This is a genomic window from Stutzerimonas sp. KH-1 (assembly GCF_054483855.1).
Window position 1 is genome coordinate 3,117,995 of sequence record NZ_CM137011.1, and the last position, 22,140, is coordinate 3,140,134.

24 protein-coding genes are annotated in these 22,140 nt (G+C 64.3%); 19 read left to right on the forward strand and 5 right to left on the reverse strand.

Annotated elements, in window-relative coordinates; translation table 11 throughout:
• The first annotated feature begins 14 nt into the window (after positions 1 to 14).
• On the forward strand, positions 15 to 461 hold the full coding sequence (locus ACX1DW_RS15080; protein ID WP_200600634.1) for a DUF2147 domain-containing protein: 447 nt from the start codon (positions 15 to 17) through the stop codon (positions 459 to 461).
• A gap of 63 nt (positions 462 to 524) precedes the next feature.
• Here ACX1DW_RS15080 and ACX1DW_RS15085 read toward each other — a convergent pair whose 3' ends face one another.
• From ACX1DW_RS15085 to thiI, 3 genes are all read right to left on the reverse strand, one after another.
• Positions 525 to 2,162, reverse strand: coding sequence for a methyl-accepting chemotaxis protein (locus ACX1DW_RS15085; RefSeq protein ID WP_200600636.1), 1,638 nt, complete (start codon positions 2,160 to 2,162; stop codon positions 525 to 527).
• A gap of 336 nt (positions 2,163 to 2,498) precedes the next feature.
• Complete coding sequence (gene typA, locus ACX1DW_RS15090; RefSeq protein WP_063539459.1) at positions 2,499 to 4,319, reverse strand: translational GTPase TypA; 1,821 nt, start codon at positions 4,317 to 4,319, stop codon at positions 2,499 to 2,501.
• Positions 4,320 to 4,485: 166 nt separating this feature from the next.
• A complete protein-coding gene (gene thiI, locus ACX1DW_RS15095; RefSeq protein ID WP_200600638.1) occupies positions 4,486 to 5,940 on the reverse strand; it encodes a tRNA uracil 4-sulfurtransferase ThiI in 1,455 nt (484 codons plus the stop codon).
• Positions 5,941 to 6,280: 340 nt separating this feature from the next.
• Here thiI and glnA point away from each other — a divergent pair, with 340 nt between their 5' ends.
• From glnA to ntrC, 5 genes are all read left to right on the forward strand, one after another.
• Positions 6,281 to 7,687, forward strand: coding sequence for a glutamate--ammonia ligase (glnA, locus tag ACX1DW_RS15100; RefSeq protein ID WP_003303004.1), 1,407 nt, complete (start codon positions 6,281 to 6,283; stop codon positions 7,685 to 7,687).
• Between the two features lie 165 nt (positions 7,688 to 7,852).
• Complete coding sequence (locus tag ACX1DW_RS15105) at positions 7,853 to 8,407, forward strand: DUF4124 domain-containing protein (RefSeq protein WP_200600640.1); 555 nt, start codon at positions 7,853 to 7,855, stop codon at positions 8,405 to 8,407.
• Positions 8,404 to 9,033 (forward strand): DUF4124 domain-containing protein, encoded by a 630-nt coding sequence (locus ACX1DW_RS15110; protein WP_200600642.1) that lies wholly within the window; start codon positions 8,404 to 8,406, stop codon positions 9,031 to 9,033. The genes ACX1DW_RS15105 and ACX1DW_RS15110 overlap by 4 nt, the downstream gene beginning before the upstream one ends.
• A 169-nt stretch (positions 9,034 to 9,202) precedes the next feature.
• On the forward strand, positions 9,203 to 10,285 hold the full coding sequence (gene glnL, locus ACX1DW_RS15115; RefSeq protein ID WP_017244102.1) for a nitrogen regulation protein NR(II): 1,083 nt from the start codon (positions 9,203 to 9,205) through the stop codon (positions 10,283 to 10,285).
• Positions 10,282 to 11,718 (forward strand): nitrogen regulation protein NR(I), encoded by a 1,437-nt coding sequence (gene ntrC / locus ACX1DW_RS15120; RefSeq protein ID WP_013981495.1) that lies wholly within the window; start codon positions 10,282 to 10,284, stop codon positions 11,716 to 11,718. The genes glnL and ntrC overlap by 4 nt, the downstream gene beginning before the upstream one ends.
• Before the next feature lie 84 nt (positions 11,719 to 11,802).
• Here the strand turns inward: ntrC and ACX1DW_RS15125 are convergent, their stop codons facing one another.
• Positions 11,803 to 12,249, reverse strand: a complete 447-nt coding sequence (locus ACX1DW_RS15125; RefSeq protein ID WP_458991782.1) for a hypothetical protein — start codon at positions 12,247 to 12,249, stop codon at positions 11,803 to 11,805.
• Here ACX1DW_RS15125 and ACX1DW_RS15130 point away from each other — a divergent pair.
• The 4 genes from ACX1DW_RS15130 to ACX1DW_RS15145 all read left to right on the forward strand — a co-directional run bounded on the left by ACX1DW_RS15130 (position 12,248) and on the right by ACX1DW_RS15145 (position 15,373).
• The gene (locus ACX1DW_RS15130) at positions 12,248 to 12,730 is read left to right on the forward strand and encodes a tRNA (cytidine(34)-2'-O)-methyltransferase (RefSeq protein ID WP_013981493.1); all 483 of its coding nucleotides are present in this window, start codon (positions 12,248 to 12,250) and stop codon (positions 12,728 to 12,730) included. The two genes, ACX1DW_RS15125 and ACX1DW_RS15130, sit on opposite strands and share 2 nt — an antisense overlap.
• Positions 12,731 to 13,042: 312 nt before the next feature.
• A complete protein-coding gene (gene hslV, locus ACX1DW_RS15135) occupies positions 13,043 to 13,579 on the forward strand; it encodes an ATP-dependent protease subunit HslV (RefSeq protein ID WP_014821912.1) in 537 nt (178 codons plus the stop codon).
• 27 nt (positions 13,580 to 13,606) lie between these two features.
• Positions 13,607 to 14,950, forward strand: coding sequence for an ATP-dependent protease ATPase subunit HslU (hslU, locus tag ACX1DW_RS15140; protein ID WP_063539452.1), 1,344 nt, complete (start codon positions 13,607 to 13,609; stop codon positions 14,948 to 14,950).
• Positions 14,951 to 14,998: 48 nt separating this feature from the next.
• A complete protein-coding gene (locus ACX1DW_RS15145; RefSeq protein ID WP_011911581.1) occupies positions 14,999 to 15,373 on the forward strand; it encodes a gamma-butyrobetaine hydroxylase family protein in 375 nt (124 codons plus the stop codon).
• Positions 15,374 to 15,511: 138 nt separating this feature from the next.
• Here the strand turns inward: ACX1DW_RS15145 and ACX1DW_RS15150 are convergent, their stop codons facing one another.
• Positions 15,512 to 15,787 carry a polyhydroxyalkanoic acid system family protein gene (locus tag ACX1DW_RS15150; RefSeq protein ID WP_458991783.1) on the reverse strand — a complete coding sequence of 92 codons (276 nt, stop codon included), beginning with the start codon at positions 15,785 to 15,787 and terminating at the stop codon, positions 15,512 to 15,514.
• 248 nt (positions 15,788 to 16,035) lie between these two features.
• On the opposite strand from ACX1DW_RS15150, the gene ubiE reads away from it, so the two are divergent.
• The 9 genes from ubiE (at position 16,036) to ACX1DW_RS15195 (ending at position 22,058) form a co-directional block, all read left to right on the forward strand.
• Positions 16,036 to 16,806, forward strand: coding sequence for a bifunctional demethylmenaquinone methyltransferase/2-methoxy-6-polyprenyl-1,4-benzoquinol methylase UbiE (gene ubiE, locus ACX1DW_RS15155; protein ID WP_063541658.1), 771 nt, complete (start codon positions 16,036 to 16,038; stop codon positions 16,804 to 16,806).
• Positions 16,806 to 17,429 carry a ubiquinone biosynthesis accessory factor UbiJ gene (locus ACX1DW_RS15160; RefSeq protein ID WP_458991784.1) on the forward strand — a complete coding sequence of 208 codons (624 nt, stop codon included), beginning with the start codon at positions 16,806 to 16,808 and terminating at the stop codon, positions 17,427 to 17,429. The genes ubiE and ACX1DW_RS15160 overlap by 1 nt, the downstream gene beginning before the upstream one ends.
• Positions 17,426 to 19,036, forward strand: coding sequence for a ubiquinone biosynthesis regulatory protein kinase UbiB (gene ubiB, locus ACX1DW_RS15165; protein WP_102839438.1), 1,611 nt, complete (start codon positions 17,426 to 17,428; stop codon positions 19,034 to 19,036). Before ACX1DW_RS15160 ends, ubiB begins: the two co-directional genes overlap by 4 nt.
• 49 nt (positions 19,037 to 19,085) lie before the next feature.
• The gene (gene hisI / locus ACX1DW_RS15170) at positions 19,086 to 19,481 is read left to right on the forward strand and encodes a phosphoribosyl-AMP cyclohydrolase (RefSeq protein WP_102833503.1); all 396 of its coding nucleotides are present in this window, start codon (positions 19,086 to 19,088) and stop codon (positions 19,479 to 19,481) included.
• The gene (locus ACX1DW_RS15175; protein WP_011911574.1) at positions 19,474 to 19,806 is read left to right on the forward strand and encodes a phosphoribosyl-ATP diphosphatase; all 333 of its coding nucleotides are present in this window, start codon (positions 19,474 to 19,476) and stop codon (positions 19,804 to 19,806) included. The genes hisI and ACX1DW_RS15175 overlap by 8 nt, the downstream gene beginning before the upstream one ends.
• Before the next feature lie 20 nt (positions 19,807 to 19,826).
• Positions 19,827 to 20,060: a twin-arginine translocase TatA/TatE family subunit gene (gene tatA / locus ACX1DW_RS15180; RefSeq protein WP_003303029.1), complete on the forward strand. Its 234-nt coding sequence runs from the start codon at positions 19,827 to 19,829 to the stop codon at positions 20,058 to 20,060.
• A gap of 71 nt (positions 20,061 to 20,131) precedes the next feature.
• Positions 20,132 to 20,554: a Sec-independent protein translocase protein TatB gene (tatB, locus tag ACX1DW_RS15185; RefSeq protein ID WP_102833502.1), complete on the forward strand. Its 423-nt coding sequence runs from the start codon at positions 20,132 to 20,134 to the stop codon at positions 20,552 to 20,554.
• Positions 20,551 to 21,354 (forward strand): twin-arginine translocase subunit TatC, encoded by an 804-nt coding sequence (tatC, locus tag ACX1DW_RS15190; RefSeq protein WP_102839436.1) that lies wholly within the window; start codon positions 20,551 to 20,553, stop codon positions 21,352 to 21,354. Before tatB ends, tatC begins: the two co-directional genes overlap by 4 nt.
• A complete protein-coding gene (locus ACX1DW_RS15195; protein ID WP_458991785.1) occupies positions 21,351 to 22,058 on the forward strand; it encodes a 16S rRNA (uracil(1498)-N(3))-methyltransferase in 708 nt (235 codons plus the stop codon). Before tatC ends, ACX1DW_RS15195 begins: the two co-directional genes overlap by 4 nt.
• Positions 22,059 to 22,140 lie beyond the last annotated feature (82 nt).

Below are 22,140 nucleotides of genomic sequence, written 5' to 3' on the forward strand. Positions count from 1 at the left end.
TCACTGGAGAAACCATGCGTCCACTGTTCAATGCCCTGTTGCTGGCCCTGCCGCTCTCGCTCTCCTCGTTCGCCTCAGCCGCCGAATCGCCTGCCGGGCGCTGGCAGACCATCGACGACGAGACCGGCAAGCCCAAGTCCATCGTCGAGATCCAGCAGGCCGCCGATGGCACGCTGACCGGCAAGGTGGCGCAGATTCTGCAATCGGAGCACGGGCCGAACCCGCTCTGCAGCGAGTGTGAAGGCGAGCGCAAGGATCAGCCCATCACCGGCATGACCATCCTCTGGGACCTCAAGCCGGACGGCGAGCAGGCCTGGAGCGACGGCACCATCCTCGACCCGGCCAAGGGCAAGACCTATCGCTCCAAGGCCCGCCTGCTGGATGGCGGCGACAAGCTGGAAGTGCGTGGCTACATCGGCATCGAGGCGCTGGGCCGCAGCCAGACCTGGGTTCGCCAGTAAGCCGGACCGCGTACAACACCCAGGTATTTTGCCAGGGGCTGTTCGTCCGTGCGGCGCACGGGGTCAGCTGCGGAAGTAGTTGACCTTGCGATTCAGCTCCTCGGCCAGCATGGTCAGGTCCTGACTGGAGGACGCCACCTGGTTCGATGCCGCTGAGCTGGCGACGGTCGAATCATGGATGCGCGTGACGCTCTGGTTGACCTCTTCGGCCACCGCGCTCTGCTCCTCGGAAGCTGTCGCGATCTGCGCGTTCATCTCGTTGATCGAGCCCACTTCCTGGCGAATCTTGGTCAGCGCATTTTCCGCCTGCAGCGTCTGTTCGACGGTCTGCTGTGCCAACTGCTTGCTCGACTGCATCACCTCCACCGCCCTGCCGGCGCCGGCCTGCAGCGAGGTGATCATCTCGCTGATTTCGCTCGACGACAGCTGCGTGCGGTTGGCCAGCGAGCGCACCTCGTCGGCCACCACTGCGAAGCCGCGACCATGTTCGCCAGCGCGCGCCGCCTCGATGGCGGCGTTGAGCGCGAGCAGGTTGGTCTGCTCGGCGATGGCGCTGATGACCTGCAGGATCTTTTCGATATCGCCGCTTTGCGCCGAGACCTGGTTGACGGTTTCGGTCGCGCTTTCCAGCACCTTGGCCAGGTTATGGATGGAAATGGCCGTCTCGCCGACGATTCGCGTACCGGTCTCGACCTGCTCGTCGGCGCTCTTCGCCGCAGCGGCGGCACGGGCGGCGAAGCTCGCCACCTCGTTCACCGTCGTGGCCATCTGGTTGATCGCCGTGGCGACCTGTTCGGCCTCGGCCGACTGGTGCTGGATCTGCTGGTTGCTGTTCGCCGAGGAGGTACGCAACTCACCCGAGGCGACGCCGACGCCATCGGCGGCAGCGCGCACCTCGGCAATGATCGCGGTGAGGCGGCTGGCCATCTTCGCGGTCGCCCCCATGACGCTGTCCGGGTACGGGGTGACGATTACCTGGCCGAGATCGCCATTGGCCAGGTTGCCGATCACACGGGCTACCTCGTCCGGCTCGGCACCGAGGGTCGAACGCAGCTTGCGGATGATCACCACGGCGATGGCCACGCCCAGCAGAACCGCCACGCCGGTCACCGCGACGATGAGCGCGAGGAAGCCGCTGGCGGTCTCGCGGACCACGGTCACGTCCTGATTGATGCTCGATTCCTGGTGATCGATGAATGCGTTGATCAGCCGCAACCATTCGGTATAGGCGCCGGCGACGTTTTCCAGGAGAAAGTCGTAGGCACGCTCCGAGCCCTCGCTGAAGCGCAGCTCGACCACCTGCTGGGTCAGCGCGTTGGTCTTCGCCTCGATGGTCTCGATCTGCAGCATCAGCTGCTTTTCCACGGTATCGGCGGAGGGCTGCGCGAGCATCGTCTTCATCGGCGCCGCCGAGTCGGCGTACAGCTGCGCCAGTCGCTCGATCTCCGCCACCTGCTCACGGGCAAACGCGGGATCAGCCGCACTGACGGCATCGCGCACGGCAATGGCACGGTCGTGCACGCTGCCGCGGAAGTTGATCGCATAGCGCTGCTTGAGGCCGGCCTGCGAGCTGATCTGGCTCATGCTGCGGTCGATGATGTCGACTTTGAGCGCACTGACCACGGCGACCGCCACCATCAGCGCCAGGATCACCAGAAACCCCAGGCCCAGGCGCATGGATACCGACATCTGCTTGTTCATCGAACTCTCCTTGCGAGGCTGCGCGGCAGCCCATCAGCCAGTCGTTGGCGCTTCGAGCGATACACGAAGCGATGCAAAACTTGTACAAGATAATGCCACCATGACAGTACCTGTACAAGTTTTATCGACGTAGTGTCGAGCGAAAGCGGGCTGAATCTGGACATGCCTGCCGGCAAGGTGTGCTCTCGCAGGCTCAAGGGCGAGGGTTGTAGAGGTCTTGTAGAATTTTCGCAGGCCGCTCGCTGCGCGCTCGGCACGCCTGAGCAGGTCGGCCTGGCAATCCGCAGACAGCAAAAAGGCGCCCGAAGGCGCCTTTCTGTTGTCTCGCAACGGGTGTTAGACCTTGGCGCGCTCGTAGCGCTTGCGGTCGTTCTCGTTGAGCATCTTCTTGCGCAGGCGGATCGATTTCGGCGTCACTTCCACCAGCTCGTCGTCGGCGATGAACTCCAGCGCCTGCTCGAGAGTGAACTTGATCGGCGGAACCAGGGCGATGACCTCGTCCTTGCCGGAAGCGCGCATGTTGTCGAGCTTCTTGCCCTTGGTGGGATTGATCACCAGGTCGTTGTCACGGCTGTTGATGCCGCACAGCTGGCCTTCGTAGATGTCCTGGCCGGGCTCGAGGAACAGCTTGCCGCGGGCCTGCAGGGTTTCCAGCGAGTAGGTCAGCGCGGTACCGGTGGCCATGGAGACCAGCACGCCGTTCTGGCGGTTGGTGACTTCGCCGGCCTTGATCGGGCCGTAGTGGCTGAAGGTCGAGGTCAGGATGCCGGTGCCCGAGGTCAGGGTCAGAAAGTTGTTGCGGAAGCCGATCAGGCCGCGCGCCGGGATGGTGTACTCCAGGCGGATGCGGCCCTTGCCGTCGGGAATCATGTTGGTCAGATCGCCCTTGCGCAGGCCCATCTGCTCCATCACCGGCCCCTGGTGCTGCTCTTCGATGTCGATGGTGACGTTCTCGTAGGGCTCCTGCTTCTCGCCGGCCTCGTTCTCGATGATCACCACTTCCGGGCGCCCGACGGCCAGCTCGAAGCCTTCACGGCGCATGGTTTCGATCAGTACCGACAGGTGCAGCTCACCACGGCCGGAGACCTTGAACTTCTCCGGGCTGTCGCCCTGCTCGACGCGCAGCGCCACGTTGTGCAGCAGCTCCTTGTCCAGACGGTCCTTGATGTTGCGGCTGGTGACGAACTTGCCTTCCTTGCCGGCGAACGGCGAGTCGTTGACCTGGAAGGTCATGGAAACGGTCGGCTGGTCGACGGTCAGCGGCGGCAGCGCCTCGACAGCGCTCTGGTCGCAGAGGGTGTCGGAGATGTACAGCTCGTCCATGCCGGACACGCAGACGATGTCGCCGGCGGTGGCTTCGGCCACCTCAACCCGCTGCAGGCCGGAGTGGCCCATGATCTTCAGAACACGACCGTTGCGCTTCTTGCCGTCGGCGCCAATGGCAGTCACCGGGGTGTTGGTCTTCACGGTGCCGCGAGCAATGCGGCCGATACCGATGACGCCAAGGAAGCTGTTGTAGTCCAGCTGCGAGATCTGCATCTGGAACGGGCCGTCGACGTCCACCTTGGGCGCCGGAACGTGGTCGATGATGGCCTGGAACAGGGCATCCATGTTGTCGTCCATGTTCTCGTGGTCCATGCCGGCGATGCCGTTCAGGGCGCTGGCGTAGACGATCGGGAAGTCCAGCTGCTCGTCGCTGGCACCGAGGTTATCGAACAGGTCGAAGATCTGGTCGATGACCCAGTCCGGACGCGCGCCCGGGCGGTCGATCTTGTTCACCACGACGATCGGACGCAGGCCGGCCTTGAACGCCTTCTGGGTCACGAAGCGGGTCTGCGGCATGGGGCCGTCCTGGGCGTCGACCACCAGCAGCACGGAGTCGACCATGCTCATCACGCGCTCGACCTCACCGCCGAAGTCGGCGTGGCCGGGGGTGTCGACGATGTTGATGTTGTAGCCGTTCCACTTCAGCGCGGTGTTCTTGGCCAGGATGGTGATGCCGCGTTCCTTTTCTTGGTCGTTGGAATCCATCACGCGCTCGTTTTCCGCTTCTTTGCGGTCGAGGGTGCCGGACAGGCGCAGCAGCTTGTCGACGAGGGTGGTCTTGCCATGGTCGACGTGGGCGATGATGGCGATGTTGCGAAGATTCTCGATCACTGATTCGTTTCTCTGTAGATAGCTTCGAACTCGGGCTCGAAGCTGGGAATTGTCCGGACGACGTCAGGCTGTCCGAGTTGTAACGACTGGGCCTTGCGATCAGCAGCGGTCGGGAGGGCGGTGGCGAATGCTGCCACCCAACAGCCCCGGCTGTTTCACCGATGCGTCAGGCCGGACGATAGACGCGAACATTCACATGCCCCTCGCTCAGCAGATGGTGAGCATGCAGGCGGCTCATGACACCTTTGTCGCAATACAGCAGGTACTGGCGGTTTTCATCCAGTTCCTTGAAACGGTTGTTCAGCGCGTAGAACGGCAAGGTCTGAACTTCGATGCCGGACAGTTCGAGGGGTTCGTCCTCGGCGGCATCGGGGTGACGAATGTCGAGGATGACCTGGCCGGCCGTCGCCTCGCTGACCTCCTCGACCTTGATGTCTTCGCCCAACTCGTCGATCACCCGGTCGATCGGCACCTGGCGGGCACTGGCCAGGGCGCGCTCGAGGATGGCCATGTCGAACTGCTTTTCCTCGTGCTCGACGCGATAGCGCTTGGCGCGGGTGGTGGGGTTCTTGGAGATCACGCCGCAGTACTCGGGCATGTTCTTGGCGAACTCGGCGGTGCCGATCTGGAAGGCGGTATCGATGATGTCCTGCTTGTGGCTGGCGATCAGCGGGCGCAGCACCAGCATGTCGGTGGCCGAATCGATCACCGAGAGGTTCGGCAGGGTCTGGCTGGAGACCTGGGAAATCGCCTCGCCGGTGACCAACGCGTCGATATGCAGGCGCTCGGCGATCTCGGTCGAGGCACGCAGCATCATGCGCTTCAGGACCACGCCCATCTGACTGTTGTCGACCTTCTGCAGGATTTCGCCGACCACTTCCTCGAACGGCACGCTGATGAACAGCACGCGGTGCGAGCTGCCGTATTTCTTCCATAGATAGTGGGCGACTTCCATCACGCCCAGCTCATGGGCGCGGCCGCCGAGGTTGAAGAAGCAGAAATGCGTCATCAGCCCGCGGCGCATCATCTGGTAGGCGGCGACGGTGGAGTCGAACCCCCCGGACATCAGCACCAGGGTCTGTTCCAGCGCACCCAGCGGATAGCCGCCGATGCCGTCGTGCTGCTCGTGGACGACGAACAGGCGCTGGTCGCGAATTTCCATGCGCACTTCGACCTCCGGCGCCTTCAGCGAAATGCCGGAGGCGCCGCACTGCTGGCGCAGCTGGCTGCCGACATGGCGTTCGACGTCCATGGAGCTGAACGGGTGCTTGCCGGCGCGCTTGCAGCGCACCGCGAAGATCTTGCCCGGCAGGCGCTCGGCGTAGTGCGCCTTGCACTTGGCGACGATGTCGTCGAGATCGCCCAGCGGATACTCGTGCACCTCCAGGCAATGGGCGATGCCGGGCGTGCAGCGCAGGCGCTCGATCATCTCGCGCAGCGGCTTCGATTCGCTGAGCGCGGTTTCCACCTCGATGTTGTCCCACACGCCTTCGACCCGCACCTCGGGGTCGAGCTCGCGCAGCACGGTGCGGATGTTCTTCGCCAACTGGCGAATGAAGCCCTTGCGCACCGGCGGGCTCTTGATGGTGATTTCGGGGAAAACCTTGACGATCAGCTTCATGGAAACAGCGCGGGTGCCGGTGTGGCTGGAAAAGAGGGGCGCGGAGTATAGCGGAAACTGCTCAAGTTTTAATCGGTTTCTTTGAGTCGCGCCCATATGCACCAAAAAGATGCGTAACCGAGACCGCTCGCACCATTAGCGCGCACGTTTTCGTACAGGAAGCTAGGATTTAGCACGCCCCATCGCCGCGGCAGCGCAGTGGCGGGCCTGCAGTTCCAAGACGGAGCACTGGCATGCAATTTGCTCCCTTGTGAGGCAGGTCGCCTTGGCGGAACATCGCCGCCCGGCTTCACCCTGATTCGGAAGCTCACTGTCACGCTTCCACCACTTGGAGAACACCATGTCGAAGTCGCTTCAACTGATCAAAGATTACGATGTGAAGTGGATTGATCTGCGCTTCACCGATACCAAAGGCAAGCAGCACCACGTCACCGTCCCGGCTCGTGATGCCCAGGATGAAGACTTCTTCGAGCACGGCAAGATGTTCGACGGTTCGTCCATCCATGGCTGGAAAGGCATCGAAGCCTCCGACATGATCCTGATGCCGGTCGACGAGACCGCTGTGCTCGATCCGTTCACCGAAGAGCCGACCCTGATCCTGGTCTGCGACATCGTCGAGCCGAGCACCATGCAGGGCTACGACCGCGACCCGCGCTCCATCGCCAAGCGCGCCGAGGAGTTCCTCAAGTCCACCGGCATCGGTGACACCGTTTTCGTTGGCCCGGAGCCGGAGTTCTTCATCTTCGACCAGGTCAAGTTCAAGTCGGACATCTCCGGCTCGATGTTCAAGATCTACTCCGAGCAGGGCTCCTGGATGACCGACCAGGACGTCGAAGGCGGCAACAAGGGCCACCGCCCGGCCGTCAAGGGCGGTTATTTCCCGGTTCCGCCGTGCGACCACGACCACGAAATCCGTACCGCCATGTGCAACGCCATGGAAGAGATGGGCCTGGTCGTCGAAGTGCACCACCACGAAGTGGCCACTGCCGGTCAGAACGAAATCGGCGTGAAGTTCAACACCCTGGTCGCCAAGGCTGACGAAGTTCAGACCCTGAAGTACTGCGTGCACAACGTCGCCGACGCCTACGGCAAGACCGCCACCTTCATGCCGAAGCCGCTGTACGGCGACAACGGCTCGGGCATGCACGTGCACATGTCGATCTCCAAGGACGGCAAGAACACCTTCGCTGGCGAAGGCTATGCCGGCCTGTCCGAGACCGCCCTGTACTTCATCGGCGGCATCATCAAGCACGGCAAGGCGCTGAACGGCTTCACCAACCCGTCGACCAACTCCTACAAGCGTCTGGTCCCGGGCTTCGAAGCACCGGTCATGCTGGCCTACTCGGCGCGCAACCGCTCGGCCTCGATCCGTATTCCGTACGTTTCCAGCCCGAAAGCCCGTCGTATCGAAGCGCGCTTCCCGGACCCGGCTGCCAACCCGTACCTGTGCTTCGCTGCACTGCTGATGGCTGGCCTGGATGGCATCCAGAACAAGATCCATCCTGGCGATGCCGCCGACAAGAACCTGTACGATCTGCCGCCGGAAGAAGGCAAGCTGATCCCGCAGGTCTGCGGCAGCCTGAAGGAAGCCCTGGAAGAGCTGGACAAGGGCCGCGCGTTCCTGACCAAGGGCGGCGTGTTCTCCGACGAGTTCATCGATGCCTATATCGAGCTGAAGTCCGAGGAAGAAATCAAGGTGCGCACCTTCGTGCACCCGCTGGAATACGACCTGTACTACAGCGTCTGATCCAGTTCGCGTGACAGGAAGGCCACCCTCGGGTGGCCTTCTTCGTTTCTGCCCGGCGACTGCGATCCATGCAGCTTGTCACGCCTCGCAAATCGCAGCGATCGTGCTTGCCTGAAGGCCGTTGCAGTGCAAGGCTTCGACGGTCCACCTCCTGCGGAGCCTCCCATGCGTAGCGCCCTGTTCAGCCTGCTGTTCATCCTCAGCGTCCCGGCCTTCGCCGAGATCTACAAGTACACCGACGAGCAAGGCAACACGGTGTTCACCAACCAGCCGCCAGAAGGCGTGCAGGCCGATACGGTGGATCTGCCACCGGCCAATACCGTGAACATCCGCACGCCCGAGCCGCCACCGCCATTGCCGGACAGTCAGCAGACGCAGCAGGCGCCCTACCAGACGTTGCAGGTAGCCGGCATTCCCGATGACGAGGCGCTGCGCGCCAACAACGGCAGCTTCGTCGTCAGCGCCCTGCTGGAACCGCCGCTGCAACCGGGCCATACCTTGCGCTTCATGCTCGATGGCATCCCTCAGGCCGCCGCCAGCGCGGCCACGTCCCTGCAACTGAACAATGTCGAACGCGGCGACCATCGCCTGCACGTCGAGGTACTGAGCGGCGAGCGCATCATCCAGCGCAGCGAGCCGGTGTTGTTCACCGTGCAGCGGGTCAATACCTCGAGCCCCGCACTGCGTCCGCCGCCACCGAAGCCGAGACCTGCTCCTTGAGCATCCTTCGCAACGTCACAACCATCCTGCTGCTCGGCACCGCTCTGCCTGCGCTGGGCGGCATCTATTCCTACACGGATGCCGAGGGCAACCGGGTCTTTACCGACCGCCCTAGCGGCCAGGCAGTGGAAGAGGTGCAGCTGAAGCCCTCCAACAGCATGGCAACCCAGCCGACACCCGCCCCGCGTGCGGTCCAGCCGCCGAAGCAGCAGGCGGCAGCCATCCGCTATCAGCTGCAGATCCTCAGCCCGGCCGCAGACGAGGCGATCCGCAACAACGCCGGCACAGTCAGCGTCACCGTAGAGGCCGAGCCCGCGCTGCAGCCCGGCCATTTCTACCAGCTGCTGCTCGACGGCGAGCCATTCGGCGCCCCAGGCGAGCAGACCAGCTTCCAGCTGAGCAATGTCGATCGCGGCACCCATCAGCTGGCGGTCGCGGTGGTAGACGCACAGGAGCGGGTCCTGCAACAGTCAGAAAGCCGGTCCTTCCATCTGATTCGCACCTCATTGGCCCAGCGGCGCATGGTCAATCCGTGCAAGAAAGCCGATTACGGCGTGCGCCCGGAATGCCCGCTCAAGGACAAACCGGTAGAAAAACGCGACATTCCCTTCGTGCCCTTTCTATGATCATTGAGTGCACCTGTTTGGTGCGCCCAATGAACGAGCCGATCGTTCGTCACCAAATTGGGTCACCGAACAGCCCGTAGGGCTGCAGCATCACACCGATCCGCGCCGCAATGGCGCGCTTGGTTTGGTTCTTGCATTTCCTGCACGAACCTTCGGATGCAGACCAGCCATGATCAACGAAGCCCTGCAACGCCTGCTGATCGAGAACCTGACCACCGCAACGCTGCTGCTCAACTCGCGCTTGCGTCTGGAATACATGAACCCGGCAGCCGAAATGCTGCTGGCCGTCAGCGGTCAGCGCAGCCATGGGCAATTCATCAGCGAACTGTTCACCGAATCACCGGAAGCCCTGGCGGCATTGCGCCAGGCTGTGGAAGAAGCCCACCCCTTCACCAAACGCGAGGCAACCCTGACCTCCGCCACCGGCCAGTCGCTGACCGTCGACTACGCGGTGACCCCGGTGCTGACGCGCCAGGAGACCATGCTGTTGCTGGAAGTGCTGCCGCGCGACCGGCTGCTGCGCATCACCAAGGAAGAGGCCCAGCTGTCCAAGCAGGAAACCACCAAGATGCTGGTGCGCGGCCTGGCCCACGAGATCAAGAACCCCCTGGGCGGCATTCGCGGCGCGGCGCAGCTGCTGGCCCGCGAGCTGCCGGAAGAACACCTGAAGGACTACACCGAAGTCATCATCGAGGAAGCCGACCGGCTGAGAAACCTCGTCGACCGCATGCTTGGCTCGAACAAGCTGCCGTCGCTGGCGATGACCAACATCCACGAAGTGCTCGAACATGTGGCCAGCCTGATCGAGGCCGAATGCCAGGGAAGCATCATTTTGGTGCGCGACTATGACCCGAGCATTCCCGAGGTCCTGATGGACCGCGAACAGATGATCCAGGCCGTGCTCAATATCATGCGCAACGCCATGCAGGCCCTGGCCGGGCAGAACGAGCTGGGCCTGGGCCGCCTGACCCTGCGCACCCGCACGCTGCGCCAGTTCACCATCGGCCATATCCGTCATCGCCTGGTGGCGCGCATCGAGATCATCGACAACGGCCCGGGCATCCCCGCCGAACTGCAGAACACGCTCTTCTACCCGATGGTCAGTGGTCGCCCGGACGGAACCGGGCTGGGCCTGGCCATCACCCAGAACATCATCAGTCAGCACCAGGGTCTGATCGAATGCGAGAGCCACCCCGGCCACACCGTGTTCTCGATCTTCCTACCGCTGGAACAAGGAGCCACATCAGCATGAGCCGAAGCGAAAACGTCTGGATCGTCGACGACGACCGCTCCATCCGCTGGGTCCTGGAAAAGGCCCTGCAACAGGAAGGCATGGCCACGCAGAGCTTCGACAGCGCTGACAGCGTGCTGGCCCGCCTCGCCCGCCAGCAGCCGGATGTGATCATCTCCGACATCCGCATGCCCGGCCTCAGCGGCCTGGACATGCTCTCGCAGATCCGCGAGCAGTACCCGCGCCTGCCGGTGATCATCATGACCGCGCACTCCGACCTGGACAGCGCGGTGGCTTCCTACCAGGGCGGCGCCTTCGAGTACCTGCCCAAGCCGTTCGACGTCGACGACGCCGTGTCGCTGGTCAAGCGCGCCAACCAGCACGCCCAGGAGCAGCAGAACCAGCAGCAGCCGGCCAACCGTCATCACACACCGGAGATCATCGGCGAGGCACCGGCGATGCAGGAGGTGTTCCGCGCCATCGGTCGCCTCAGCCATTCCAACATCACCGTACTGATCAATGGCGAATCGGGTACCGGCAAGGAGCTTGTCGCTCACGCGCTGCACCGCCACAGCCCGCGTTCGGCGTCGCCGTTCATCGCGCTGAACATGGCGGCGATCCCCAAGGACCTGATGGAATCCGAGCTGTTCGGTCACGAGAAAGGCGCCTTCACCGGTGCGGCCAACCAGCGCCGCGGCCGCTTCGAGCAGGCCGACGGCGGCACCCTGTTTCTCGACGAGATCGGCGACATGCCGGCCGACACCCAGACCCGCCTGCTGCGCGTGCTGGCCGATGGCGAGTTCTACCGGGTCGGCGGCCACACGCCGGTGCGGGTCGACGTGCGCATCATTGCCGCCACGCACCAGGACCTGGAAACCCTGGTGCAGGCCGGCAAGTTCCGCGAAGACCTGTTCCACCGCCTGAACGTCATCCGCATCCACATTCCGCGCCTGTCCGATCGCCGCGAGGACATCCCGGCACTCGCCGAGCACTTCCTCGCCAGCGCCGCGCAGGAACTGTCGGTGGAGACCAAGGTGCTCAAGCCGGAAACCAAGGAATACCTGCAGCATCTGCCCTGGCCGGGCAACGTGCGCCAGCTGGAGAACACCTGCCGCTGGATCACCGTGATGGCGTCCGGGCGCGAAGTGCATGTCGACGATCTGCCGCCGGAGCTGCTCAACCAGCAGGCCGAGGCACAGCCTGCGCACAACTGGGAACAGGCGCTGCGCAACTGGTCCGATCAGGCCCTGGCGCGCGGCCAGAGCAACCTGCTCGACGAGGCGGTGCCGGCCTTCGAGCGCATCATGATCGAGACCGCGCTCAAGCACACCGCCGGCCGCCGCCGCGATGCCGCGCTGCTGCTCGGCTGGGGTCGCAACACCCTGACGCGCAAGATCAAGGAACTGGGCATGCGCGTCGATGGCAGCGATGACGACGACGGCGACGACAGCTGACCATACGCTGACCCGACCTGCGAAAAAGAACCCCGCCACTGGCGGGGTTCTTCTTTTCTGACGCACCAGCCATGTGCAAATCCATCATGGCCGCCAGGGCGACACGCTGACCTGCACCCGCCAGCCGCCGTCGCCGCGCGCGCCCTGCCACTGCCCCTGCAGCCGCCGTGCCGCCACCAGATGCAACAGCAGGCCCTTCTCGGTCTGCTGCACGCGCCAGGCCACCGGCATGCCGTCGATCTGGAGCTGCCCGGATTGCGGCTCGCCCTCGGCCTGGAACAACAGGGCGAACGCCCCCTCCAGATGCTCGTCATAGGTATCCGGCTTGCGGTCGAAGCGCAGCGACAGCCCCTGTGGCAGCACCTGCACCGCCTCCAGCTGCACCGGCCCGGGCGCGGTGAGCCGGCCGATCATCAGCCCCACCAGCAGCCCGATAAGCACCAGCGAACCGAAAAAGGTCCGGCGTATGCGGCGCATCGGGTCCTGCGCCCCGGTAGAATGCCGCAGATCTTCAACCTCGGTGCTGCGCATGTTTCACGTGATCCTGTTCCAACCGGAAATTCCGCCCAATACAGGCAACATTATCAGGCTCTGCGCCAACACCGGCTGCCACCTGCATCTGATCGAGCCGCTGGGTTACGAGCTGGACGACAAACGCCTGCGCCGCGCCGGCCTGGATTATCACGAATACGCCACGCTGGAGCGCCACGCCGACCTGCCGAGCTGCCTCGCGCGGATCGGCATCGACGCCGCCAACCCGGACGGCCCGCGGCTGTTCGCCTTCACCACCAAGGGCTCGCAGCCCTTTCACGAGGTGCGCTACCGGCGCGGCGATGCGCTGCTGTTCGGCCCGGAAAGCCGCGGCCTGCCGCCAGAGATACGCGATGCCCTGCCCAACGAGCAGCGCCTGCGCCTGCCGATGCGCCCCGACAGCCGCAGCCTGAACCTGTCGAACACCGTGGCCGTCGCGGTGTACGAGGCCTGGCGCCAGCACGGCTTCGCCATGGAGTGAATCGCAACCTTGCGACAAAGCGCCGTGAACATTCCGGCCTCGGCTCCGTCGTAAACGGACAAGCTGGCGAGGTGCCGGCGGCCAAGTCGATTCCGGTCAGGTTACGCAAGATGACCGCCGCCGAGGTCGCCGGCAACGTGCCGCGCCAGCCCCGTCACCCGCAACGCAGCGAACAGCCCCGGCCTGACTGAGCGCCTCGCGCAGAACCGCGATTGCAGGTGAAGCTCGCCGACAGCTGTTGAAAAGCCGGCAGCAGTCCCCCATATCAACCGCATTCGGGCATTCATCGCCCCGCAGTGTGGAGATTTTCCCTTGACCACCATCGTTTCAGTGCGCCGCAACGGCAAAGTCGTCATGGGCGGCGACGGCCAGGTTTCCCTCGGCAACACCGTCATGAAAGGCAACGCCAAGAAGGTCCGCCGTCTCTATCACGGCCAGGTCCTGGCCGGCTTCGCCGGCGCCACCGCCGATGCCTTCACTCTCTTCGAGCGTTTCGAAGGCCAGCTGGAAAAGCACCAGGGCCATCTGGTGCGCGCCGCCGTCGAGCTGGCCAAGGACTGGCGCACCGACCGCTCCCTGAGCCGTTTGGAAGCCATGCTCGCTGTGGCCAACAAGGATGCCTCGCTGATCATCACCGGCAATGGCGACGTGGTGCAGCCCGAAGACGACCTGATCGCCATGGGCTCCGGCGGCGGCTTCGCCCAGGCCGCGGCCAAGGCCCTGCTGCTCAAGGCCGGCGCCGACATGTCGGCCCAGGAAATCGCCGAGACCGCGCTGAACATCGCCGGCAGCATCTGCGTGTTCACCAATCAGAACCTGACCATCGAGGAGCTCGACAGCGCGATCTGATCGCCTGTCGTTCCGGAGTACCGCACCATGTCCATGACGCCCCGCGAGATCGTCCACGAACTCAACCGCCACATCATCGGCCAGGACGACGCCAAGCGCGCCGTGGCCATCGCCCTGCGCAACCGCTGGCGGCGCATGCAGCTGCCCGCCGAGCTGCGCCAGGAAGTCACACCGAAGAACATTCTGATGATCGGCCCCACCGGCGTCGGCAAGACCGAAATCGCCCGCCGCCTGGCCAAGCTGGCCAACGCGCCGTTCCTGAAAGTGGAAGCCACCAAGTTCACCGAGGTCGGCTATGTCGGCCGTGACGTCGAATCGATCATCCGCGATCTGGCCGACGCGGCGCTGAAGATGCTGCGCGAGCAGGAGGTGCACAAGATGCGCCACCGCGCCGAAGACGCCGCCGAAGAACGCATCCTCGACGCCCTGCTGCCACCAGCGCGCCCGGTAGGCTTTTCCGAAGAGCCGGTGCAGAGCGGCGATTCCAACACCCGTCAGCTGTTCCGCAAGCGCCTGCGCGAAGGCCAGCTGGACGACAAGGAGATCGACATCGAGGTCGCCGAGAGCCCGGCCGGGGTGGAGATCATGGCCCCGCCCGGCATGGAGGAGATGACCAACCAGCTGCAGAACCTCTTCGCCAATATGGGCAAGGGCAAGAAGAAGAGCCGCAAGCTGAAGATCAAGGAAGCCTTCAAGCTGATCCGCGACGAGGAAGCCGCGCGCCTGGTCAACGAAGAAGACCTCAAGGCCCGCGCCCTGGAAGCGGTGGAGCAGAACGGCATCGTTTTCATCGACGAGATCGACAAGGTCGCCAAGCGCGGCAACACCGGCGGCGCCGACGTTTCCCGCGAAGGTGTGCAGCGTGATCTGCTGCCGCTGATCGAGGGCAGCACGGTCAATACCAAGCTGGGCATGGTCAAGACCGACCATATCCTCTTTATCGCCTCCGGCGCCTTCCACCTGTCCAAGCCCAGCGACCTGGTGCCGGAACTGCAGGGTCGCCTGCCGATCCGCGTGGAACTCAAGGCGCTGTCACCGCAGGACTTCGAGCGCATCCTCACCGAGCCGCATGCGGCGCTCACCGAGCAGTACCGCGAGCTGCTGAAGACCGAAGGGCTGCACATCGAGTTTCTCGAGGACGGCATCAAGCGCATCGCCGAGATCGCCTGGCAGGTCAACGAGAAGACCGAGAACATCGGTGCCCGGCGCCTGCACACCCTGCTCGAGCGCCTGCTGGAGGAGGTCTCCTTCAGTGCAGCCGACCTGGCCGGCAAGCAGCAGGGCGAACCAATCCGCATCGACGCCGCCTACGTCAACGAGCACCTCGGCGAACTGGCTCAGGACGAAGACCTGTCGCGCTACATTCTCTGACCGTCACGGCCGTGGCGATTGCCACGGCCGATTTTTCCGGAGCGTCGCATGCGCATCCCCACTGCAATCAAACTGCACAAGGCGTCCAGAACGCTGGAACTGGAATACGGCGCCGACGAGCGCTACGTGCTGCCCGCCGAGTTCCTGCGCGTGCATTCGCCATCGGCGGAAGTCCAGGGCCACGGCAACCCGGTGCTGCAGACCGGCAAGCTGAAGGTCGCGCTGGAGCAGATCGAGCCGGCCGGCCAGTACGCCCTGAAGCTGACCTTCAGCGACGGCCACGACAGCGGCCTCTACACCTGGGACTACCTCGAACGCCTGGCACTGAATCAGCAGGCGCTGTGGGACGCCTATCTCGCGGCACTGGCGGCCGCCGGCAAGTCCCGCGACCCCGATGAGTCGGTGGTCAAGCTGATGCTCTGAAAGGGAAACCGTAGGGTGGATCACGCTTCATCGATCCACCGAACAGCGTCGATGCTCCGCGGCCGCGGATGTAAAAATCGACAGCCACCCTACGTTCCGCGCACCTTATTGCGACCGATAGGCTGAAGGCCAGCTGCCTCAGGCCAGCGCCTTGTCCAGTGCCCGCTCGATCTGGTCCTGGATACTGCTGCCCATGGCCGAGAGCAGCAGACCGAGGTTGAGCAGCACCTTGACGCTGTCCTCGTAGACTTCGATGCGCCCGTCCGCACCGCTGCGCCTGACCGCCAGCACATCGCCCTGCCATTGGCAGCTCACGCCGAACTCGCGAGCCAATCGCGCGGCCAGTTCGTCGGCCTTTTCACGCGCGGCCTCGCGGCCGAGATTGTGGGAACGTTCGACGATGATCTGGGCCATGACGACTCCTGGCTGCCCGAAAAGGCGCGCACTATAGCAAAGCGCCGACAGACGGCGCGGCCGGTCAATACCCTGCCGCCAACGGCCATAGCGCTCGCACCCACACCGGGCAGCCACAGCCCGCGCCATGACGCCGCGAACTGCGACATGTCGCCGCTAGTCCTTTTGCCAGCTGTCGGCAGCTCGACGCTTATCAGCCGGCTTTTTAGGTTTAGAATGCCGGGCACATTCTTCCCGGCGAAAGTGACATGACCGACCCTCGCAAAGCGCATGACGCAGAACCGACCACCCATTTCGGCTACAAGAACGTGCCGGAAAGCCAGAAGGCGCAGAAGGTGGCCGAGGTGTTCCACTCCGTGGCCGCCAAGTACGACCTGATGAACGACCTGATGTCGGGCGGCGTGCATCGGCTGTGGAAGCGCTTCACCATCGAGCTGTCCGGCGCCCGCCACGGCAATCGCATCCTCGACATCGCCGGCGGCACCGGCGACCTGACACGGCAGTTCTCGCGCATCGTCGGACCCACCGGCGAAGTGGTGCTGGCCGATATCAATGCCTCGATGCTCAAGGTCGGCCGCGACAAGCTGCTGGACAAGGGTGTGGCCGGCAATGTCAGGTTCGTTCAGGCCGATGCCGAGAAGCTGCCCTTCCCGGACAACTATTTCGATGTGGTGACCATCGCCTTCGGCCTGCGCAACGTCACCCACAAGGAAGACGCCATCGCGTCGATGCTGCGCGTCCTGAAGCCGGGCGGCCGGCTGCTGGTGCTGGAATTCTCCAAGCCGACCAACCAGCTGTTTTCCAAGGCCTACGACGCCTACTCGTTCAGCCTGCTGCCGATGATGGGCAAGCTGATCACCAACGACGCCGACAGCTATCGCTACCTGGCCGAGTCGATCCGCATGCACCCGGATCAGGAAACCCTCAAAGGCATGATGGAGACCGCCGGTTTCGAGCGCGTCAGCTATCACAACATGACCGGCGGCATCGTCGCCCTGCACCGCGGCATCAAACCCTGATGTTGCGCGCTGCCCTGCTGGCCGGTGCCGAGCGTGGCATCAATCGCGTCTTGCGCCTGGATCCCACGGCATTGCCGCGACTGGCACGCCTGAGCGGCCGAATCATCGAGATCGACTGCACGGCGCCGGCCTGGCGCCTGTTCGTTCTCGCCGACGAAGAGGGCCTGCGCCTGGCCAGCAACTGGGGCGCGGATGGCGATTGCCGCCTGCGCGCGTCTGCGAGCAGCCTCTTGCGCCTGGCCGTCAGCCGCAACAAGACCGCCGTGCTGCATGGCCCTGAGGTCGAGATCGACGGCGACAGTGGGCTGCTGATGAACCTCGCTGAGGTGCTGCAGGATCTGGAGCTGGACTGGGAATACGAAATTTCCCGCTGGCTCGGCCCGGTCGGCGCACAGCTACTCGGTTCCAGCCTGCGCAGCCCTGTGGACTGGGTACGCGACAGCGCCGACTCGCTGCGTCAGGACCTTGCCGACTACCTCAGCGAGGAATCGCGGATGCTGGTCGGCCAGGCCGAAGCCCAGGCGCGTTTCGACGAGCTGGATGACATGAAACTTGCCCTCGACCGACTCGAAGCGCGCATCGAGCGCCTCGCCCTCAACCTGAATCCAGATCGCCCCGAATGAAGCTGTTCGCCGCCGCCCGCCGCCTGTTTCGCATCCTGCTGGTGGTGATCCGCTACCGCCTCGATGACATCATTCTCGACCTGCCGATGCCCTGGTGGCTGCGCGCCACCAGCTACCTGCTGCCCTGGCGCTGGATCCCGCGGCGGCGCAGCGAGCTGTCGCGCGGCGCTCGCCTGCGCCTGGCGTTGGAAGGACTCGGGCCGATCTTCATCAAGTTCGGGCAGATCCTCTCCACCCGCCGCGATCTGCTGCCGCTGGATATCGCCGAAGAGCTGGCGATGCTGCAGGACCGCGTGCCGCCCTTCGATTCAGCCGTTGCCACGGCACTCATCGAGCGCCAGCTGGGTGCGCCGGTAGGCGAGATCTTCGCCCGTTTCGACAGCAAGCCGCTGGCCTCCGCTTCGGTGGCGCAGGTGCATGCGGCCAAGCTGCGGTCCGGCGAGGAAGTGGTGGTCAAGGTGGTGCGCCCGAACCTTCGGCCGATCATCAGCCAGGACCTGGCCTGGCTGTTCATGCTGGCCAATACCGCCGAGCGCATCTCCATCGACGCGCGCCGCCTGCACCTGGTGGAAGTGGTCGACGACTACGCCAAGACCATCTACGACGAGCTCGACCTGCTGCGCGAAGCGGCCAACGCCAGCCAGCTCAAGCGCAATTTCGAGGGCTCGGCGCTGCTTTACGTGCCGCAGGTCTACTGGGACTACTGCCGCCCGCAGGTGCTGGTGATGGAGCGCATCTACGGCGTGCCGGTGACGGACATGGCCGGGCTGGCGCGGCAGAACACCGACATGCGCCAGCTGGCCGAGCGCGGCGTGGAGATCTTCTTCACCCAGGTGTTCCGCGACAGCTTCTTCCACGCCGACATGCACCCCGGCAACATCTTCGTCAGCACCCACCAGCCCTGGAGCCCGCAGTACATCGCAGTGGACTTCGGCATCGTCGGCAGCCTGACGCCCGAGGACCAGGACTACCTGGCGCGCAACCTGATGGCCTTCTTCAAACGCGACTACCGCAAGGTCGCGCAGCTACACATCGACTCGGGCTGGGTGCCGGCCGAGACCAAGGTCAACGAATTCGAGGCGGCGATCCGCACCGTCTGCGAGCCGATCTTCGAGAAGCCGCTGAAAGACATCTCCTTCGGTCAGCTGCTGGTGCGTCTGTTCCAGGTGGCGCGGCGCTTCAACATGGAAGTGCAGCCACAGCTGGTATTGCTGCAGAAGACCCTGCTCAACATCGAAGGCCTCGGCCGCGAGCTGTACCCGGATCTCGACCTCTGGAGCACTGGCCAGCCCTATCTCGAGCGCTGGATGCGCGAGCGCATGAGCCCCAAGCAGCTGATCAAGAACGTGCACGCGCAGATCGAACAATTGCCGCACCTGGCCAACATGACCCGCGAGCTGCTCGAACGCATGGCGCACCCGCATGCGAACAACCCACCGCCGCCCTGGCGCGAGCGTCACCACGGCTGGCCGCTGCGGCTGATCGGTGCGGTATTGCTCGGCAGCGGCGCGACCCTGGCAGCCAGCGCGGACAGCCTGACCGCCTTAACCGCCTGGCCGGCATGGGTGATGCTGGTGGCCGGCGTCTTCATCGTGGTGCGCCGATAGCCATCCCTGGTGCAGGCTGGCACACTTGGCCCATTGAGCGGAGAATCCGATGAACTGGCTGGACGAAATCAACTGGAACGCCGACGGTCTGGTGCCGGCGATCGCCCAGGACCACAAGACCGGCCGCGTGCTGATGATGGCCTGGATGAATCGCGAAGCCCTGGCGCTGACCGCGCAGGAAAACCGCGCCATCTACTGGTCGCGTTCGCGCAACCGGCTGTGGCGCAAGGGCGAGGAGTCCGGACATGTGCAGCAGCTGCACGAGCTGCGCCTGGACTGTGACGCCGACGTGATCATCCTGATGGTCGAGCAGATCGGCGGCATCGCCTGTCACACCGGGCGCGAAAGCTGCTTCTACCGCGTGTTCGAGAACGGTGCCTGGAAAGTCGTCGAGCCGGTTCTCAAGGACCCGAACGCCATCTACGCGGAGCACAAGCATGAGTGACACCCTCACCCGCCTGGCCGAGGTGCTGGAGGCCCGCAAGGGCGCGGCGCCGGACAGCTCCTACGTCGCCAGCCTGTATCACAAGGGCCTGAACAAGATTCTCGAGAAGGTCGGCGAGGAATCGGTGGAAACCATCCTCGCCGCCAAGGATGCCGCCGTCAGTGGCGACTCCAGCGACCTGATCTACGAAACCGCCGATCTCTGGTTCCACAGCCTGGTCATGCTCGCCGCTCTCGGCCAGCACCCGCAGGCCGTGCTGGATGAACTGGATCGACGCTTCGGTCTCTCCGGACACGCGGAAAAAGCCGCGCGTCCGCAAACCTGATTCACATCGGAGATATCACCATGGGTTTTGGCGGCATCAGCGTCTGGCAACTACTGATCATCCTGCTCATCGTCATCATGCTGTTCGGCACCAAGCGCCTCAAAGGCCTGGGCTCCGATCTCGGTGATGCGATCAAGGGCTTCCGCAAATCCATGGGCACCGACGAGGAGAAGCCCGGCGTCGAGGACAAGCAGAACCAGACCATTGACGCACAGGCGCGCAAGGTCGAAGAACCGACCAAGAAAGACCAGTGATTACGTTCCATGCGGCCGAGCGGCGACCTTCGCTGCCCGGCCGCTCTCCCTATTGATGTGAGCACGTCCTGATGTTCGATATCGGTTTCACCGAACTGCTATTGGTCGGCCTGGTGGCATTGATGGTGCTCGGTCCGGAACGCCTGCCCGGTGCGGTTCGCACCACGGGACTGTGGGTTGGCCGGCTGAAACGCAGCTTCAGCAACATCAAGGCCGAGGTGGAGCGCGAGATCGGTGCCGACGAGATCCGCCGGCAACTGCACAACGAGCGCATCCTCGATCTGGAGCGGGAGATGAAGCAGAGCATCATGCCGCCGTCGCCCTCCAGCAGTCCGACCACCACAACCCCGCCGACGTCCGCAGACGGCGCCGGCCAGGCCGCGAGCACAGCAAGCAGTAGTTCCAGCGATACGCTGACGCCCGCTGCGAACCCACCCGCTCCTGGCACCGAGACCGCTCAGCCCCTTCGCTCCGACAGACCATCCGAACCATGAGCAAGCCTTCCATCGACGACCAGGAAATGCCGCTGGTCGCGCACCTGACCGAGCTGCGCAAGCGCCTGCTGCGCTGCGTGGTCGCCATCGCCCTGCTCTTCGCCGGGCTGTTCTACTTCTCGCAACAGATCTACGCGCTGGTCGCCGCGCCGCTGCGGGCCTATCTGCCCGAAGGCGCGACGATGATCGCCACCGGCGTCGCCTCGCCGTTCCTGACGCCGTTCAAGCTGACCCTGATGGTCGCGCTGTTCCTCTCCATGCCGATCATCCTGCATCAGATCTGGGGTTTCATCGCCCCCGGTCTGTACAAGCACGAGAAGCGCATCGCCGTGCCGCTACTGGTGTCGAGCATCTTCCTGTTCTACGCCGGCATGGCCTTCGCCTATTTCGTGGTGTTCCCGATCATGTTCGGCTTCTTCGCCAGCGTGACGCCCGAGGGCGTGTCGATGATGACCGACATCGGTCAGTACCTGGACTTCGTCCTCACCCTGTTCTTCGCCTTTGGCGTGGCCTTCGAGATTCCGGTGGCGACCTTCCTGCTCATCTGGGTCGGCATCGTCGATGTGGAAACCCTGCGCAAGAGCCGCCCGTATGTGATTGTCGGCTGCTTCGCCATTGGCATGGTGCTGACGCCACCGGATGTGTTTTCGCAGACCCTGCTGGCCGTGCCCATGTGGCTGCTGTTCGAAGCCGGCGTGATTTGCGGCAGCATGGTCAAGAAGCGTGAGGAGCCCTTCCGCGGCGACGCCGAGGACGACGAAGCGGAAGCCAGCGACCAGCCGCCCGCGCCGCGCCCGTGAACCTGTTGCTGCTCGAACCGACCGACTTCATCGCCGGTGACCGGGTCCTGCTGCGCGACCGCCGCCTGACCCACATGCGCGAGGTACATCGTGCCGAGGCTGGCGAGCACCTGAAGGTTGGCCTGGTTGGCGGCAATATCGGCAGCGGCCAGTTGCTGCGCCTGGACGCCGCCGAGGCCGAGCTGCAGGTGAGCTTCGATCAACCACCGCCGGCCAAGCTGCCGGTGACCCTGCTGCTGGCGCTGCCACGACCGAAGATGCTGCGCCGGGTGCTGCAGACCGTCGCCGCCATGGGTGTACCAAAACTGGTCCTGCTCAACAGCTACCGAGTGGAAAAGAGCTTCTGGCAAACGCCCTTCCTCGAACCGTCCGCCATTCGCGAGCAGTTGATCCTCGGCCTCGAACAGGCGCGCGATACCGTGCTGCCCGAGGTCGTCATCGAAAAGCGCTTCAAGCCTTTCGTCGAAGACCGCCTGCCGCAGCTGGCGGTAGGCACCTGCGGCCTGGTCGGCCACCCTGGTGATTTCCCGCCCTGCCCTCGCGCGATCAGCGAGCCAGTCACCCTGGCGATCGGTCCGGAAGGCGGCTGGATTCCCTACGAGGTGGACAAGCTCGCCGCCGCCGGCCTGCAGCCGGTGCAGCTGGGTGATCGCATCCTGCGTGTGGAGACGGCGGTCACCGCATTGCTGGCACGGCTGTTCTGACCCCGGGATCGTTTCGATCGAAAGCGACCGGTGCCAGCTGCACGCCGATGAACGTAACGCACCCACCCGATACGAGGGAGTC

Excerpts from the sequence above, each read along its gene's own strand:
- ACX1DW_RS15175 (WP_011911574.1), top strand. The coding sequence starts at position 19,474 with ATGAGTGACACCCTCACCCGCCTGGCCGAGGTGCTGGAGGCCCGCAAG.
- glnL (WP_017244102.1), top strand. The coding sequence starts at position 9,203 with ATGATCAACGAAGCCCTGCAACGCCTGCTGATCGAGAACCTGACCACC.
- ACX1DW_RS15125 (WP_458991782.1), bottom strand. The coding sequence starts at position 12,249 with ATGCGCAGCACCGAGGTTGAAGATCTGCGGCATTCTACCGGGGCGCAG.
- tatC (WP_102839436.1), top strand. The coding sequence starts at position 20,551 with ATGAGCAAGCCTTCCATCGACGACCAGGAAATGCCGCTGGTCGCGCAC.
- tatA (WP_003303029.1), top strand. The coding sequence starts at position 19,827 with ATGGGTTTTGGCGGCATCAGCGTCTGGCAACTACTGATCATCCTGCTC.
- thiI (WP_200600638.1), bottom strand. The coding sequence starts at position 5,940 with ATGAAGCTGATCGTCAAGGTTTTCCCCGAAATCACCATCAAGAGCCCG.
- ntrC (WP_013981495.1), top strand. The coding sequence starts at position 10,282 with ATGAGCCGAAGCGAAAACGTCTGGATCGTCGACGACGACCGCTCCATC.
- ACX1DW_RS15085 (WP_200600636.1), bottom strand. The coding sequence starts at position 2,162 with ATGAACAAGCAGATGTCGGTATCCATGCGCCTGGGCCTGGGGTTTCTG.
- ACX1DW_RS15150 (WP_458991783.1), bottom strand. The coding sequence starts at position 15,787 with ATGGCCCAGATCATCGTCGAACGTTCCCACAATCTCGGCCGCGAGGCC.
- ubiB (WP_102839438.1), top strand. The coding sequence starts at position 17,426 with ATGAAGCTGTTCGCCGCCGCCCGCCGCCTGTTTCGCATCCTGCTGGTG.
- ACX1DW_RS15105 (WP_200600640.1), top strand. The coding sequence starts at position 7,853 with ATGCGTAGCGCCCTGTTCAGCCTGCTGTTCATCCTCAGCGTCCCGGCC.
- ubiE (WP_063541658.1), top strand. The coding sequence starts at position 16,036 with ATGACCGACCCTCGCAAAGCGCATGACGCAGAACCGACCACCCATTTC.
- ACX1DW_RS15160 (WP_458991784.1), top strand. The coding sequence starts at position 16,806 with ATGTTGCGCGCTGCCCTGCTGGCCGGTGCCGAGCGTGGCATCAATCGC.
- hisI (WP_102833503.1), top strand. The coding sequence starts at position 19,086 with ATGAACTGGCTGGACGAAATCAACTGGAACGCCGACGGTCTGGTGCCG.
- tatB (WP_102833502.1), top strand. The coding sequence starts at position 20,132 with ATGTTCGATATCGGTTTCACCGAACTGCTATTGGTCGGCCTGGTGGCA.
- ACX1DW_RS15130 (WP_013981493.1), top strand. The coding sequence starts at position 12,248 with ATGTTTCACGTGATCCTGTTCCAACCGGAAATTCCGCCCAATACAGGC.
- hslU (WP_063539452.1), top strand. The coding sequence starts at position 13,607 with ATGTCCATGACGCCCCGCGAGATCGTCCACGAACTCAACCGCCACATC.
- ACX1DW_RS15080 (WP_200600634.1), top strand. The coding sequence starts at position 15 with ATGCGTCCACTGTTCAATGCCCTGTTGCTGGCCCTGCCGCTCTCGCTC.
- glnA (WP_003303004.1), top strand. The coding sequence starts at position 6,281 with ATGTCGAAGTCGCTTCAACTGATCAAAGATTACGATGTGAAGTGGATT.
- ACX1DW_RS15145 (WP_011911581.1), top strand. The coding sequence starts at position 14,999 with ATGCGCATCCCCACTGCAATCAAACTGCACAAGGCGTCCAGAACGCTG.